Source organism: Pseudoalteromonas sp. LC2018020214, from assembly GCF_016598755.1.
Taxonomy (GTDB): domain Bacteria; phylum Pseudomonadota; class Gammaproteobacteria; order Enterobacterales; family Alteromonadaceae; genus Pseudoalteromonas; species Pseudoalteromonas distincta.
In genome coordinates, this window is the sequence record NZ_CP066804.1 from 1048891 (window position 1) to 1065319 (window position 16429).

Genomic DNA, 16429 nt, shown 5'->3' on the forward strand with positions numbered 1-16429 from the left:
AATTTAAATTAAACCGCAGGACTTCGTTGATCTAGCGGAATGTTATCCCAGCCTTCTTTAATTTCTTTAACAATACTTGATACTTCCACAATTGCTTCAATATCGTTGTTTATGTTCGCTTGCGTTAAACGGCGTTGGCAGTAATCGTAAAGTGCCAATAAATTGTTAGAAATACTAGGGTCTTGCTCTACTTCTAAATTAAGTGCGTCTTGCAGTGCGCCAAATAATAAAACACAGGCTGAAATATTTTCACCTTTTTTTTGTATTTCTTTGCGCTCAATAAACCCTTTTGTTGCTGCTAAGCGACCGATTATATTACTGAATATAAGGTTTATTTGTTCATAAGGAGCCATTTCGGCAATACTACTAGCACGAACTTGACCGTATTTTTTTACTGAGACATGAGCCATGGGAAGATCCTAAAATTTAAAACAATAAAATTATGTGAAAGCTAATATAAAAATGTAATAAAACTTTTATGAGAACAAAGCAATATTAATGCCAAGCATTTTCACTTATTTATGTATCGGCATTTGTAACTTCAACTTAAATTTATAATTGAGTTTATTTACTAACAATAGCATTTTTATTGCCGAGTAAATTAATTTTTAGAGCTAAGTTATAGCTAGGTAATAACTAAGTTAAAACTATAACCCATACTTAATGATTAACTATTAAGTATGATTGACTTAACTAGCCCGTCTGTTTTTTGGCGTTTATGTCAAAAAACTGCCGCTATCACTTGCATCCATGCTGAACTGGCTTACAATTTAACTAATTATACAAATTAGTGAAAGTACGGCTCGCTAAATATGATCTTGATTTTAGATAATAATAACAACCGCGCAATAGGATTAAATGCTTCACTTGGCTTTATTGGTGAAGCTGCTCAACTATTAAGCGAAGACTGCTTTGAACAAGAATGCAAAAAATATCAGCAGCAAGAATGCATGATTATTTTAGGAGCGTTGCAATCACTTGACCACGAAAGCTTAATTAAACGCTATCCAACATTACCGTTTTTATTAATTGGCGAAACGCTAAAACCATTATTAAGTATAGCTAATGTAGTGGGGCTTATTTGCGAGCCATTTAATCACGAAGTGACAACGCAGTTACTTCACGATTGCCAGCAGTATCAGCGTATGCTGCCTAATGAGCATAAGCATACTAAACCGCATAAAATCTTTGATGGACTTGTTGGTGAAACAGAGGCCGTAAAAGATGTTCGCTTTTTAATTGAACAAGTGGCAAAAACCGACGCTAATGTTTTAATTTTAGGTGAATCAGGCACTGGTAAAGAAGTGGTTGCCCGTAATGTACACCTGCTTTCAAAGCGTATTAATGGACCGTTTGTACCAGTTAACTGTGGTGCTATACCGGCTGAGCTGCTCGAAAGTGAACTATTTGGCCACGAAAAAGGCGCGTTTACTGGTGCTATATCGGCGCGTAAAGGGCGGTTTGAACTAGCTCAAGGTGGGACGCTATTTTTAGATGAAATAGGCGATATGCCACTGCAAATGCAAGTTAAGTTGCTGCGAGTATTGCAAGAACGAAGTTATGAACGAGTTGGTGGTACAAAGGCTATTCAGGCTGATGTACGCGTTATTGCAGCCACGCATCGTAATCTTGAAACAATGATTGAAGAGGGCAGTTTTAGGGAAGATTTATATTACCGCTTAAATGTATTTCCTATCGAAAACCCATCACTGAGTGAACGTGCTGATGATATTCCGCTGCTTTTAAAGGAGTTAATGCGCCGTGTTAACGACCAGACTGGTTCTACCGCTAAGTTTACCGAGCGCGCAGTTGAGAGCTTAAAAGAACATGCTTGGCCTGGTAATATTCGTGAACTTGCTAATTTGGTGGAGCGTATGGTTATTATGTTCCCTGACAAAGTGGTCGATATTCCTGATTTACCTAACAAATATCGTTACATTGAAGTTGAAGCCTACGAGCCAGAATACCCTGAAGAGTTAATGGAAAAAGACGCCTTTAACGACATATTTAGCACAGGCTTTAGTGATTACGAAACTGAGCCAGACGCTGAGTTTAGCCAAACGGGTAGTGGGCTATTACCTGATGATGGTATTGAACTTAAAGATTATTTAGCAGAGCTTGAAATTAGCTTAATTACCCAAGCGTTAGAGCGCTATGATTACGTTGTAGCTCGCGCTGCAGAGATATTAGGGGTTCGCAGAACAACACTCGTTGAGAAAATGAAAAAGTATAATCTTTCACGAGATTAGAAGTACGAAAATGGTGAAATACTTTTCGTTATTTATTATTCATTTGTGATCAATCACTTTACGGGCTTTGCCCGTCACGCAAGCAAGCTTGGCGTCTACAAGATAATCGTAAACTTAAACCTTGGCGGTAGACGCTGAGCTTGCTCGCGTGAAAAGCGAAGCTTTTAATCATTTAAATAAAACGTTATTTCACAAAGAGAAAAACGAAGGTAAATGAGAAACCATAGTCAACTTACGCTTTACTTCTCTAAAGCGCAGCGTCTCTTAACCTCTTTGTGAACTAATCACTTTTATGGTTATAAATCACTTACTCACTAGAAGCCTTAATAATTTCTTCTTTTCTAAAACAATCATTACTATGATCGTTAACCATACCGCAGGCCTGCATATGAGCGTAAACCGTTGTAGGGCCTAAAAACTTAAAACCCCGTTTTTTTAAATCTTTAGCAAATGCAGTTGATGCCTCTGTAATTGCAGGATAATCCTCAGCGTTATTTAAATTACTTATAATCGGTTTATTATCGACAAACTGCCATTGGTAGTTACTAAAACTTCCAAATTCTTTTTGTATTTCTATAAAGCACTTTGCGTTGTTAACAGTTGCCGCAATTTTTAATCGGTTGCGCACAATACCCTCATCAAGCATTAATCTCTCAATGTCATCTTGTGTGAATTGTGCCACTTTATCTACATCAAAATTAGCAAATGCTTTTTTATAACCGCTGCGCTTTTTTAAAATTGTGTACCAGCTTAAGCCTGCTTGCGCTGATTCTAGAGTGATAAATTCAAACAGCTTTGTATCATCATAAAGGGGGACGCCCCATTCTTCATCATGGTAAATAACGTAGTCGGGTTTAGTGGTGTCGAGCCACGGGCAACGGCACTTTATTTGCTCACTCATTATTATTCCTTTTTGCGTGCGTCATTTTTATGTCGCTCAAATTATTGATGTAACTTAATGATAAGTATGTAAATAAATTTTGGTATAAATCGTGCATTTAGACATGTATCTACATCAATTCGAGATTTGATTATGGCCCTTGCTAGCGTGCTAAAACCACAGTTTTTTTCTGCAAATCAGTATAACCCATGTTTACTTCAAGAGGAGTACATTGGTGAATTAAGCGATCTGCGCAAGCAAGCAAGTTGGCTTTCGCACTTGGTTGATACCATGCCAGCAGGTGTGGTTGTACTTGATGGCAAAGGGTTGATTGCAAAAGCGAATCAAATAGCGATTGATATGCTTGGCGAGCCACTTGAAGGCGAACGCTGGTTTAATGTTATTCAGCGCTCTTTTAGGCCACATCAAGATGATGGCCATGAAGTGTCTTTAAAGGACGGGCGCCTAATAAAGCTTGATATTACTGCTTTAGCACCAGAGCCTGGGCAACTTATTTTAATGACGGATTTAACCGAAACTCGCCGCTTACAAAAACGTGTTGCACATATGCAGCGATTAAGCGCGCTGGGTAAAATGGTTGCATCATTAGCGCATCAAGTACGCACGCCGCTCTCAGCCGCTATGCTGTACGCTGCTAATTTAGGGTCTAAGCGCTTACCCGAAGCATCTCGCGATAATTTTCAAACAAAGTTAATGTCGCGTTTAAAAGATTTAGAAACTCAAGTAAACGACATGCTGTTATTTGCTAAAAGTGGCGATCAGCAAGTTGTTGAGCAAGTTTCAATGCAGCAGCTTTTAACAGAAGTTAAAGCGGGCGCTGATGCGATGGTCGCACTTAATGAAAGTGAATTGGATGTAAGCTTACCAGAACCCGATATACAAATAGTTGGTAATAAAACGGCATTGGCCAGTGCTATTCAAAATCTTGTGCACAATAGTATTCAAGTTATTGGCGGCGGCGCAAAAGTAAAAATTAGCGCACAAAGAGATTTAAAAGATTTAGATATGGTTCGTATTAGTGTGAGCGACAATGGCCCAGGTGTTGATTTAAGCCAAAGCGATAAAATTTTTGAACCATTTTTTACTACAAAAAGTCAGGGCACAGGTTTAGGGCTTGCTGTAGTGAGTTCGGTGGCTAGTGCGCACCAAGGCCGTGTTGATGTGACTAATAATACGCAGGGTGGTGCCTGCTTTAGCTTGTTACTGCCTATTAAGGCAACATCTAAATTAGAGGGGTCATTATGAGTAACACTATTTTAGTTGTCGAAGATGACGCAGGGCTTCGTGAAGCCTTAATAGATACCCTTGAAATGTCGGGTATTGAATGTGTTGCAGCGAGCAGTGCTGAGCAAGCAATGTTACTGCTTAAAAAGGATCAATTTTCGCTTGTTGTAAGCGACGTGCAAATGGGCGCAATGAGTGGACTGGATTTACTACGCAGTATTAAATTAAACCACCCTGATTTACCTGTATTGATGATGACGGCCTATGCCACAATTGACGATGCGGTAGAGGCCATGCGCCTAGGTGCAATTGACTACATGGCAAAACCATTTGCACCTGAAGTGCTGTTAAATATGGTGAGCCGTTATTTGCCTGAAAAAGAAAAAGAAACCGACGGCCCCATTATTGCTGATCCAACTAGTATTCAATTATTGGAGCTTGCAAGTAAAGTAGCACGCTCTGATGCAAGTGTAATGGTACTTGGTCCAAGTGGTTCAGGTAAGGAAGTACTTGCGCGTTATATTCATGATAAGTCGAGCCGATGTAATGAGCCATTTGTAGCGATTAACTGCGCGGCTATTCCTGAAAATATGCTCGAAGCCACGTTATTTGGTTACGAAAAAGGGGCTTTTACGGGGGCGATTCAAGCATGTCCGGGTAAGTTTGAGCAAGCACAAGGCGGTACTATTTTACTTGATGAAATTACTGAGATGGACTTAGGACTACAAGCTAAACTTTTACGCGTACTGCAAGAACGTGAAGTAGAGCGTTTAGGGGGGCGTAAAACAATTCAGCTTGATGTACGTATTTTGGCAACCAGTAATCGTGATTTAAAAGAAGCTGTGTCTGAAAATCAGTTTAGAGAAGATTTATATTACAGGCTTAATGTTTTTCCACTTATGTGGCGACCATTGTGCCAACGCCCTGGCGATATTATTGTATTGGCTAAGCATTTAATTGAGCGCCATATAAGTAAAAGCAAGGAGCCTATGGCGTATTTAGATAAAGCTGCCGAGCAAAAGTTACTGGCTCACGCGTGGCCTGGTAATGTGCGCGAACTTGATAACGTTATACAGCGTGCACTTATACTGCGAAGTGGCGATACAATAAACGAGCATGCTATTTTTATTGAAAACTTAGTATCTAATAACTTTGTTATGGAGCCTTCATTGGCACCGGCGCAAACTGTATCGCCAACAGAATTAGCTCACGCAGATAAAGGTGTTGATAAAAGCACGTTAAGCTCTGCATATTATGATGAAAAATCGCATGCAGAGTATGAGCCTAAACAAGGTTTGCTAGCGGCAGATACCGGTAGCTATAAAGATGAGCTTAAAGACAAAGAGCATCGCATTATTTTAGAAACCCTTGCACGTTGCCAAGGTAAGCGTAAAGACGTTGCCGAAACGTTGGGCATAAGCCCACGAACTTTACGTTATAAACTAGCGCAAATGCGCGATTTAGGTATTTCACTTCCTGCATAACCTCCTATAAACCCTAAGTTTGCGCTGTGAGCTTAGGGTTGTCAAAACTCTGACTCACACAAATTAAAGTTAACTCGTTGTATTTTAATGATTAATTATTTGGCATGCTTTGTGCTTTATTACTTATAAGAGTTCACTGCGTGTCAGAGATAAATTATGAAAATTCAAAACAGTGCTGTATTTCAAGAAATGCAATCAATGGCTTTAGAAGCCGGCCGTAATAATCAAACTAATAAACTGCCAACTCAGGTGCAGTCTACTTCTACAGCACAATTTGGCGACATGCTAAGTGATGCAATAAATTCAGTGCACGGATTACAACAAGATGCCGCGCAAAAAGTAACAGCAGTTGAGATGGGGGATCGAAGTGTATCCCTTGCTGAGGCGATGATTGCTTCTCAAAAATCGTCAGTTGCTTTTGAGGCTACAGTACAGGTTCGTAATAAACTTGTTGAAGCTTATAAAGAAATCATGAACATGCCTGTTTAATTAGGTAGTGGAGAATTATTGTGGCGCAATCTAACCAATCTACAGACCTAGCACTTGCTGGTGGCGGTATTGACCAAAGTGGTGGTGATGATCAACAAGAACAAAAGTCAGGCTACTTAAGTGCTTTAAATGGTGTTGATGTATTGCGCCAAGTAACATTGGTTATAGCATTGGCTATTTGTTTAGCTATCGCGATTTTTATTATTATTTGGGCTCGTCAGCCAGATATGCGCCCGTTAGGCAAAATGCAAACAGAAGAGCTTATTCAAACATTAGACTTTTTAGATGCTCAAAAAATTGAATACCAACTAGATGGCAATGTTGTATCGGTTGATGAAAGCGAATACCAAAACATTAAACTGCTAATGACCCGCGAAGGGTTAGAGCAAGGCCCTGCATCTGGCTCTGACATAATTATGCAAGATATGGGCTTTGGTGTAAGCCAACGCTTGGAGCGTGAACGTTTAAAACATGGTCGTGAACAGCAATTAGCACGCACCATTGAAGAGCTAAATAACATTACTCGCGCCAAAGTATTGTTAGCCATCCCTAAAGAAAACGTATTTGCCCGCAGAGAGAAAAAACCATCCGCTACTGTTGTATTAACACTTAAGCGTGGCCGCTCACTTGACCGTGAAGAAGTAGACTCTGTTGTTGATATGATTGCTTCAGCAGTACAAGGCTTAGAGCCTGCACGTGTTACGGTTACTGACCAAAATGGTCGATTATTAAACTCAGGTTCGCAAAGCTCATTAGCAGCACGCTCTCGTAAAGAATACGATTTAGAACGTAAGCGCGAACAAGAGTATCTTGAAAAAATAGACAGTATTTTAATACCGGTTGTTGGGCTTGCAAACTATACAGCTCAAGTTGATTTGAGCATGGACTTTAGCTCAGTTGAGGAAACTCAAAAGCGTTATAACCCAGACCTACCAGCGGTTAGAAGCGAAACCACATTTGAAGAAAACAACATTGGTGGTTTAGCTGTTGGTATTCCTGGTGCGCTTACAAATCAACCACCGCTAAACTCAAACATTCCTGAGGTTGCGGGGCAGGGCGGCGCAGGCACAGCTACGTCACCAACACGTAGCCACAAAGAAGCAACACGTAATTATGAACTCGATACAACAATTTCTCACAAGCGCCAGCAAAGTGGTGTAATACGCAGAATAAGTGTGTCAGTTGCTGTTGATTACGTCCCTAAAGTGGGAGAAAACGGCGAAACAACAATGGCCCCGCGCTCGGTAGAGGCATTGTCAAATATTCGTCGCTTACTACAAGGTGGTGTAGGTTTTGATATGCAACGTGGTGATGCACTTGAAGTAGTAACAGTGCCGTTTGTACGTGAAGCAACAAATTTAGCAATAGAAGTGCCACTGTGGGAACAAGACTGGTTTATGAAAATAGCCCGCCTTGTACTAGGCGCCTTAGTTATCATTGTATTGATAATGGCAGTAGTAAAACCAATGCTTAAGCGCTTAATTTACCCAGACGATACACTAGAAGAATACGACGAAGATGCATTAAGTTCAGGCGTAGATATTGGCGACAATACACTTGATATGCTAAATAAAGACTTTGATTCTGCTTCGGTTGGTTTCTCAAGTGATGGTACACTGCAGTTACCGGATTTACATGGCGACGAAGATTTACTCAAAGCAATTCGTGCCCTTGTAGCTAACGAACCAGAACTATCATCACAAGTAGTGAAAGCGTGGTTAACAGAAGATGACTGATCAAGAACAAAAACAACTCCCGCCAGCCTTTGATGTTGATAAGCTAGATGGGGTAGATAAAGCCGCTATATTACTTTTGAGTTTATCAGAAGAAGATGCCGCGCAAATCCTTAAACACTTAGAACCTAAACAGGTGCAAAAAGTGGGTATGGCGATGGCTGGGCTACAGGATTTATCTCAAGCTAAAATAAGCGCTGTACACAACTTGTTTATAGAACAAATTCAAAGCTTTAGTACCATTGGTTTTCAGTCAGAAGACTTTATTAAAAAAGCGCTTACAGCAGCACTTGGTGAAGACAAAGCCGCTAGCCTTATTGACCAAATTGTTATGGGCTCAGGTGCTAAAGGCTTGGATTCATTAAAATGGATGGACTCTAAGCAGGTAGCAAACATTATTCGTAATGAGCATCCGCAAATTCAAACTATTGTATTATCGTATTTAGAGCCAGAACAGTCAGCTGAGATTATTGCTCAGTTCCCTGAAAAAGTGCGTTTAGATTTAACAATGCGTATTGCAAACCTTGAAGAAGTTCAGCCAGCAGCACTGCAAGAGCTAAACGAAATTATGGAAAAACAATTTGCCGGCCAAGCAGGTGCACAAGCCGCTAAAATGGGTGGCTTAAAAGCAGCTGCAGATATTATGAACTACCTAGATACCAATGTAGAAGGGCAGTTAATGGACTCTATCCGTGAGCATGACGAAGAGATGTCGCAGCAAATTCAAGACTTAATGTTTGTGTTTGAAAACTTAATGGATGTTGAAGACCGTGGTATTCAAGCAATCCTACGAGAAGTACAACAAGACGTATTAATGAAAGCAATTAAAGGCACAGACGATGCCCTTAAAGATAAAATACTGGGCAATATGTCTAAGCGTGCAGCCGAAATGCTAGCTGATGATTTAGAAGCTATGGCACCTGTTCGTATAAGTGAAGTAGAAGCGGCGCAAAAAGAGATTTTATCAACAGCGCGTCGTTTATCTGACTCAGGTGAAATTCAGCTGGGCGGCGGCGGTGGCGAGGAGTTCTTGTAAGCCATGAGCAAACTCAAAGGGCGCACACTTCGGGCTGATGAAGCAGATGAATTATTAAAAAACTGGGCTATTCCAGATGTAGCACCAGATGAGAGCAGCTTTGGCAATCGCTCTACGGCTTACGGCACACCGCTTAGTGATCTGTATAAAAAAGAATTAGCTGAAGAAATGCCAATTGATGAGCCACAAGAACCAGAATTGCCTGCGCTTACTATGGTTGAGCTTGAACGCATTAGGCAAGACGCCTACGAAGAAGGCCTTAAGCAAGGTCATGAGCAAGGCTACATAGACGGTTTTGAAAAAGGCGTTGGCGAAGGCAAAGAGGCAGGCTACAAAGAAGGCTTAGAGCAAGGCAAAACCAAAGGCCTTGATGACGTAAAACCATTAATTGAAGAGCAGTTAACAAGTTTAAAAACTATTTTAGAGGGACTTACTGCACCGCTAGATAAAGTAGATGAACAAGCCGAAAGGCAATTAGTACAACTTGCTAGCATGTTAGCGGAAGCTGTTATTTATCAAGAAGTAAAAACATCGCCAGGTGTGATTTTACATACGTTAAAGCAAAGTATAGATTCTCTTAATGCCGAGCAAGAAAAAGTACGAATTCATTTAAACCCCGAAGATTTAGAGCTCATAAAAGAGAGTTACGGCGAACAAACCATTATTGATAATAACTGGCAATTAATGGCAGAGCCCACTCTTGAGCGCGGTGGCTGTGAAGTTAAAACAGCGCAATCATCACTCGATATGACCCTTAAAACACGTGTCAAAGAAACGTTGGATAGTTTTTTGCATAATAGTGGTATCTAACTATTTTATTGGCGTGTTATGTCAACTCAACGTGCACCTTTAAGCGAACGCTTATCTCAATATCAACAACATATTAAAACCCCAGCGCCTGCTGTGGCAGGTATTTTAACGCGTGTTGTTGGCCTTACCCTTGAGGCTAGAGGTTTACGTGCTCCCGTTGGTAGCCAATGTAAAATAGAAACTATGAACGGCTTTGTAGACGCCGAAATAGTCGGTTTTAACGATCAAACTCTGTATTTAATGCCTAATGATCATATCTCTGGTGTACTTCCTGGTGCGCGTGTAATTCCTCAAGTTAATAACTTAGGTTTACCTGTAGGGATGAGTTTACTAGGGCGCGTGGTTGATGGCTTAGGGCGACCGCTAGATGGCCTTGGTAAAATTAATGCTGAGCATCATTTAAAGTTTGCACAAAATACTATAAACCCGCTTTCAAGAAGACCAATCACTAAGCCTATGGATGTAGGTGTGCGTGCTATTAACTCGGTTATTACAGTAGGGCAAGGCCAGCGCATGGGCTTGTTTGCAGGCTCTGGTGTGGGTAAATCAGTACTTCTCGGTATGATGACCCGAGGTAGCGAAGCCGATGTAATTGTTGTTGGCTTAGTGGGGGAGCGTGGTCGCGAAGTAAAAGAATTTATTGAAGAAATACTCGGTGTAGAGGGGCGCAAACGTTCAGTTGTAGTTGCAGCGCCCGCTGATTCATCACCGCTTATGCGTTTAAAAGGCTGTGAGAGCGCTGTAACTATTGCAGAGTATTTTAGAGATCAGGGTTTAAACGTATTATTGTTACTCGATTCGGTAACGCGTTATGCAATGGCGCAACGTGAAATTGCACTTGCTGTAGGCGAGCCGCCTGCGACAAAGGGTTATCCGCCTTCGGTGTTTGCTAAATTACCTGCGCTGGTGGAACGTGCTGGTAATGGCGGTGAAGGGCAGGGTTCAATTACCGCCTTTTTTACTGTGTTGAGTGAAGGCGATGATATGCAAGACCCTATTGCTGATGCAGCGCGAGCTATTTTAGATGGCCACATTGTATTATCGCGTGATTTAGCCGACAGCGGGCACTATCCCGCCATAGATATAGAAAAATCGATTTCGCGTGTTATGCCTCAAGTCGTTTCTGAACCACACATGCAACAAGCCCGTGTACTTAAGCAAGTTTATTCAATGTACCAACAAAACAAAGATATGATTACTTTAGGTGCTTATCAAAAAGGGACCGATCAAATGCTCGACCAAGCCATAAATATGATGCCAAGAGTAAATGCATTTTTACAACAAGGTATGCGAGATGTCATTAGTTACGATGATGGTCTGCAAGGTCTTGCTCAGTTACTAGGACAAGCATAATGGCTAAAAATAAACTCGATTTATTGCTCAAAATTGAAAATGATAAAGAAGAAAATTTGCGCATGAGTTACTTACAAGCCAATCAAAATTTGCAAGCAAATCAACAAAAACTGCAAGGTTTAAATAACTTTAGACTTGAATACTCTCAGCAGTTACACCTAAAAGGTAAGTCGGGTTTATCTAGTGCAGGGTTTGGTCAGTACCATGCTTTTATAGCTAAAATTGAAGAGGCAATTCGCCAACAAGCAAGTACAGTAAATACCGCTAAGCAAGTTGTTACTCAACGTAAAACGCTATGGCTTAAGCAGCAAATTAAAGCTAAAGCAGTTGCCAAATTAATCGAGAATCAAAAACTCAAAGCAAATGCATTAATGGCTAAAAACGAGCAAAAAATGTTAGATGAGTTTTCAGCTAATCAGTTTTTTCAACGTCGGAAAGCTTTGTAATTCAGGCACGTTAATTGCTTTGTTACTTAGTGGTATTTAACTTTTGGCGGTATGCGGTGGCATATTGCCGTAATGGTATTAGGTGATTTATGGCGATGAACAACATTTCGTTTTTAGTTTCTTCTGAAAAAGATTCACTGTTAGCTTTTAAAGACAATAGCTTAGCTAATGGCGAAGGAAATTTAGGCGAGGAATTTTTAAGCCAGCTAAATGAAGCGCATAACTCTATGGGGCCTTTGCTTAAGGGCAATAAAAATCCCGATGCCGAAAACTCGATTGCCATACCTAAGCATAAACAGCCAGAAGAAAATGAAAATCTGAGCGTAAAGCTAGATGAAATAACAACAGACGAAGTTACTTTTGTATCTGTTGAGATGCTTGATCAAATTAATTCAGCACAAGCAATGAGCACCTCGATTAATAAGCCGTTCGATGCAACTAAAAGTATAGAATCAGAAAATGCAGAGTTAGAAGCTACACAAGCAGAGAATACAGACATAGAAAACACAGAAATAGAGAATTCAGAATTACAAAGCACACGAGTAATTGCATCCACTAATACAAGTGATGAAGTATCGCCTGAAGAAGCGAATACAGCCAGTGTAGTGCAAAATCTAATTGCCACTAATGTAGACTCTAAAACGGCTAAATTAACTGATTCAAAAAGTGATAGCTTAAGCTCAGCATCTTTGAATTCATTACCATTAAATGAAGGCAAGCATCGTAAAAGTGATGTTGCCAAAGCTATTGAAAGCCCATTAAATTCTATAAATAAAAAGCCCGATGACAGTCTAGGCCCTATAGTTGATGACACTGAATTAGTTTCAATGGATATAAAGGATCAATTAGCTCAAGATAAACCTGTCAGTAAAAGTGCAAAGAATATAGTGCTGCCAACAGCAATACTTACAGAAGCTCCATCTGTATCGCCACCTCCTTTAACTGAATCACAAACGACACAAGCAAGTTCACAGACATCTGAGAGTGAAAAAGGTGTAGCAATAGATACTCTAATGACGAAAGATGCGAGCTTAATTAAAGCTAATAGCGTTATTGCTAGTTTAACGCCTGAGCAACGCTCACAACTTAACGCGCAAGTTACGGTATTAGAGAATACTGATTCAACAAATAGCGTAGCTAGTAGTACTTCAAATCTTAAGCAAATGCTTGCACAATTTATTACTGATAACGAAAAAGCGCAAAGCACGGTAACAAAACATCCTTTTAGCGCAGAAATCAATTCACTTAATACAACTGAAAAACAAAGTTTATTAACGCAATTAAACGCTTATATTAAAACAGAGCAGCCTAAAGGTGAGCAGTTGTCAGTGCTTAAGCAAACAGTTAATGAGTTAAAAGCTTCTATTGAAATAGGGCTTGCTGATACCGCTAAATCAGACTCAAAAACGTTTGTGGCGTCAGAGACTCCTAATACAGTATATAATCCACAAAAGTTAAGCTTAAAGGCATCGACAAACGAAGGCGCGGATTTAAATAAAGCCGCAATAACCCCAACTAAGCGTGATGATTTATTAAAATCATTTGAAGAGTTACAAAAAGATGGGCTTAGAAAAATAACGGCAGAACAAACGCCTGCACGCGTAGCACAAGTATTTACGCAAATTACAGCCGCTATAAATACTCAACAAATGAGCACATTAAGCCAATACGACTCATTAAATTACGAGCAGAGCTTACTTGATACCCAAGTAATACAAACTCAACAATTACAAAGTACATCACAAGTTAAGCAAGTAAGTATTGATCCAGGTGTAATGCAGGCAATTAATATTGTTAAAAGTGATGCAGCTAAATTACTGCAAGAGCGCGTTAGCTCAATGCTGAGCATTAATAATAAAGAAGCAGAAATTCGCCTCGATCCTCCAGAAATGGGCAGCATGCAAATACGTATTCGTAGCGATGCAGAACAAGCACATATAAACTTTGTTGTACAAAACCAGCAAGCAAAAGAAGCACTTGAGCAATCAATGCCGCGCTTACGTGAAATGTTAGCGCAACAAGGACTAGAGCTTGGTGAAAGCACTATTTCTTATGGGCAATCAGGTGGTGAAACAGCTGAGCAAAGTGAGAGTGGAGCCCAAGGTAATTTGGCTAATAATAAGTCAGTTAATGATGAAAACGACGAGCAAGCAAATAACACTGCACAAAGTTCTCGACAACAAACTTCATCATCAATAGATTACTATGCCTAAGTACTGCTATTATAATAGTTAAAACAAGCAAGTACCTTTGCGATTAAAGGAATCATGATGGCTGAAGAAGCAAGTTTAGAAATCGAAGAAACCGGTAAAAGTAAAAAGAAACTAATAATAATCATATTAGCTGTACTAGTTATTGTAGGTGGTGCAGCGGGTTACTTCTTTATGTCAGGTTCGGGTGCGTCAGTTGAAAGCTTAGATGAAGAGACTGCAATATCAACAGATGCAGCTTCAGCTGAGCCTACTGATTCAGCTGAAATTGGTAGTGCTTTATATGTGGCTATGCCACGCCCATTTGTATTTAATGTGCCAGGTTCAAGTCGCGATAGAATTGTACAAATTAAAGTGCAGTTATTAGTGCGTGGTGAAGTAAACGAGGAAACAGCCAAAAAACATATTCCACTGATAGAAGGTACGCTATTGAGTGTATTTTCTACTACAACTGCTGATGAGTTAAGTACGAGTACGGGTAAAGAAACACTTCGTTTTTCTGCACTTGAAAAAGTCCAAGCGGCTTTAAATGATGTTGAAGGCAGCAAAGTAATTGAGCGGGTATTGTTTACCGGCTTTGTGATGCAATAAGGGGTTAGCGTGAGCGATTTATTATCCCAAGACGAAATTGATGCTCTATTACACGGCGTTGATGACGTTGAAGAGGAAGATATACACGAAGGTGAAGATGGCGGGGGGAGTACGCTTCAGTACGATTTTTCTTCGCAAGATCGGATCGTGCGTGGTCGTATGCCGACGCTGGAAATTGTTAACGAACGCTTTGCTCGTCATATGCGAATTAGCCTATTTAACATGATGCGTCGCACCGCAGAGGTGTCTATTAACGGCGTGCAAATGATTAAGTTTGGCGAGTATATTCATACTTTATTTGTTCCAACTAGTTTAAATATGGTCCGTTTTAGGCCTTTAAAAGGCACAGGCCTGATTACCATGGAAGCACGACTTGTGTTTATTTTGGTAGATAACTTTTTTGGTGGTGACGGGCGTTATCATGCAAAAATAGAGGGCCGAGAGTTCACCCCAACAGAGCGCCGGATTGTACAAATGCTCCTTAAAATAATCTTTGAAGATTATAAAGAAGCATGGGCACCGGTTATGGATGTATCGTTTGAATATCTCGATTCAGAAGTAAACCCAGCTATGGCGAATATTGTAAGTCCAACAGAGGTTGTGGTTATTAGCTCTTTTCATATTGAGCTTGATGGCGGTGGTGGCGATTTTCATATTGCACTTCCGTATTCGATGCTTGAGCCAATCCGAGAGCTTTTAGATGCGGGTGTTCAATCTGATACAGAGGATACCGACTTACGTTGGAGCAAAGCACTTCGCGATGAAATAATGGATGTTGAGGTTGATATGTCGACTCAGTTACTTGAAGTTGATTTGACCTTAAAGCAAATTATGGAATTAAAAGCGGGTGATATTATTCCGGTTGAAATGCCTGAGCATATAACCGTATTTGTTGAGGAACTCCCTACATTTAGAGCCAAGATGGGTCGCTCTCGCGATAATGTTGCGCTTCAAATTAGTGAAAAAATTAAACGACCTGATTCAGTTAAATCTGAGCTGCATGTATTTACCAAAGGCGGCAAGAAAATTGACTCAGATGCAGAATTAGCAGAACTAGAAGATGATTTACACCTCTCTGACGGTGTAGACTTAGACTGGTAATTGATTAAAAGGTTAAAAGTATGAGCGATGATCAAGACACAATGGATGAATGGGCAGCAGCATTAGCAGAAGCCGAAGGTCCAGATGATAGTGGCGAAGCACATGTTGCAGAGCTTGATGAGTTAAGTGATTCAAAACACGAAATGAGTGGTGATGAAAAACGAAAACTCGACACTATTTTAGATATCCCCGTTACTATTTCAATGGAAGTAGGGCGCTCTAAAATCAATATTCGTAACTTACTGCAACTTAATCAAGGCTCTGTTGTTGAGCTTGACCGTGTTGCGGGTGAGCCGCTAGACGTGCTAGTTAATGGTACTTTAATCGCTCATGGCGAAGTAGTTGTAGTAAACGACAAATTTGGTATTCGCTTAACTGACGTGATAAGCCAAGTAGAGCGGATCAAAAAATTACGATGAGCTTATTAGTTGCTTTAACGACTACCGTTTTTTCAAAAGCAGATGTGGCAACACCCACTGGGGATATACTCTCTATGGTGCTGTCGCTTGTAATGGTGCTAGTACTGATTATTGTACTGGCATTTTTTGTTAAAAAGCTTAACCCTAATTTAGCAAATAGTGATGAGTTTAAAGTAGTTAGAAGTCTACCTTTAGGTTCTCGCGAGCGTTTAATGGTTGTTGAGATAGATAATGCTCAGCATTTGCTTGGTGTAACTCCCCACAGTATTAATTATTTACACAAGTTAGAAACCCCATTAAGTGAAAAAGAACTGCCTGAACTCGCTAAACGATTTGGTAAACTTTTAAACCCGCAATCAAACCAAAATAAAAAGAATTAAACC

General features: G+C 40.2%; 16 protein-coding genes. 14 read left to right on the plus strand and 2 right to left on the minus strand.

All coding sequences use genetic code 11. From position 1 onward, the window contains the following. Nucleotides 1-8: 8 nt before the first annotated feature. Nucleotides 9-410, minus strand: a complete 402-nt coding sequence (gene fliS, locus JG479_RS04505) for a flagellar export chaperone FliS (protein ID WP_024592736.1) — start codon at nt 408-410, stop codon at nt 9-11. 402 nt (nt 411-812) lie between these two features. Here fliS and JG479_RS04510 point away from each other — a divergent pair, with 402 nt between their 5' ends. After that, entirely contained in the window at nt 813-2249 is a 1437-nt protein-coding gene (locus JG479_RS04510; RefSeq protein WP_200220051.1) for a sigma-54 dependent transcriptional regulator, read from the plus strand. A gap of 307 nt (nt 2250-2556) precedes the next feature. Here JG479_RS04510 and JG479_RS04515 read toward each other — a convergent pair whose 3' ends face one another. After that, the gene (locus JG479_RS04515; RefSeq protein ID WP_200220052.1) at nt 2557-3150 is read right to left on the minus strand and encodes a DNA-3-methyladenine glycosylase I; all 594 of its coding nucleotides are present in this window, start codon (nt 3148-3150) and stop codon (nt 2557-2559) included. A 132-nt stretch (nt 3151-3282) separates the two neighbouring features. Between JG479_RS04515 and JG479_RS04520 the strand changes: the two genes are divergently transcribed. The 13 genes from JG479_RS04520 (at nt 3283) to fliO (ending at nt 16426) form a co-directional block, all read left to right on the plus strand. Then, entirely contained in the window at nt 3283-4395 is a 1113-nt protein-coding gene (locus tag JG479_RS04520; RefSeq protein WP_007581877.1) for a sensor histidine kinase, read from the plus strand. Next, on the plus strand, nt 4392-5858 hold the full coding sequence (locus JG479_RS04525) for a sigma-54-dependent transcriptional regulator (protein ID WP_200220053.1): 1467 nt from the start codon (nt 4392-4394) through the stop codon (nt 5856-5858). The genes JG479_RS04520 and JG479_RS04525 overlap by 4 nt, the downstream gene beginning before the upstream one ends. A gap of 156 nt (nt 5859-6014) precedes the next feature. Continuing rightward, the gene (fliE, locus tag JG479_RS04530) at nt 6015-6347 is read left to right on the plus strand and encodes a flagellar hook-basal body complex protein FliE (RefSeq protein WP_039484631.1); all 333 of its coding nucleotides are present in this window, start codon (nt 6015-6017) and stop codon (nt 6345-6347) included. Between the two features lie 20 nt (nt 6348-6367). Then, nucleotides 6368-8083 (plus strand): flagellar basal-body MS-ring/collar protein FliF, encoded by a 1716-nt coding sequence (gene fliF / locus JG479_RS04535; protein ID WP_039484629.1) that lies wholly within the window; start codon nt 6368-6370, stop codon nt 8081-8083. Beyond that, nucleotides 8076-9116, plus strand: a complete 1041-nt coding sequence (fliG, locus tag JG479_RS04540; RefSeq protein WP_007581881.1) for a flagellar motor switch protein FliG — start codon at nt 8076-8078, stop codon at nt 9114-9116. The genes fliF and fliG overlap by 8 nt, the downstream gene beginning before the upstream one ends. A 3-nt stretch (nt 9117-9119) precedes the next feature. Then, entirely contained in the window at nt 9120-9926 is an 807-nt protein-coding gene (fliH, locus tag JG479_RS04545; protein ID WP_200220054.1) for a flagellar assembly protein FliH, read from the plus strand. A gap of 18 nt (nt 9927-9944) precedes the next feature. Next, a complete protein-coding gene (gene fliI, locus JG479_RS04550) occupies nt 9945-11279 on the plus strand; it encodes a flagellar protein export ATPase FliI (protein ID WP_002959338.1) in 1335 nt (444 codons plus the stop codon). Further along, the gene (gene fliJ / locus JG479_RS04555) at nt 11279-11725 is read left to right on the plus strand and encodes a flagellar export protein FliJ (RefSeq protein WP_002959337.1); all 447 of its coding nucleotides are present in this window, start codon (nt 11279-11281) and stop codon (nt 11723-11725) included. Before fliI ends, fliJ begins: the two co-directional genes overlap by 1 nt. A gap of 89 nt (nt 11726-11814) precedes the next feature. After that, nucleotides 11815-13938, plus strand: coding sequence for a flagellar hook-length control protein FliK (locus JG479_RS04560; protein ID WP_200220055.1), 2124 nt, complete (start codon nt 11815-11817; stop codon nt 13936-13938). Nucleotides 13939-13995: 57 nt separating this feature from the next. Further along, complete coding sequence (fliL, locus tag JG479_RS04565; RefSeq protein WP_039484617.1) at nt 13996-14526, plus strand: flagellar basal body-associated protein FliL; 531 nt, start codon at nt 13996-13998, stop codon at nt 14524-14526. Between the two features lie 9 nt (nt 14527-14535). Then, nucleotides 14536-15627, plus strand: a complete 1092-nt coding sequence (gene fliM / locus JG479_RS04570) for a flagellar motor switch protein FliM (RefSeq protein ID WP_002959334.1) — start codon at nt 14536-14538, stop codon at nt 15625-15627. Nucleotides 15628-15647: 20 nt separating this feature from the next. Further along, nucleotides 15648-16046: a flagellar motor switch protein FliN gene (fliN, locus tag JG479_RS04575; RefSeq protein ID WP_002959332.1), complete on the plus strand. Its 399-nt coding sequence runs from the start codon at nt 15648-15650 to the stop codon at nt 16044-16046. Next, complete coding sequence (fliO, locus tag JG479_RS04580) at nt 16043-16426, plus strand: flagellar biosynthetic protein FliO (protein ID WP_002959331.1); 384 nt, start codon at nt 16043-16045, stop codon at nt 16424-16426. Before fliN ends, fliO begins: the two co-directional genes overlap by 4 nt. Nucleotides 16427-16429: the final 3 nt, after the last annotated feature.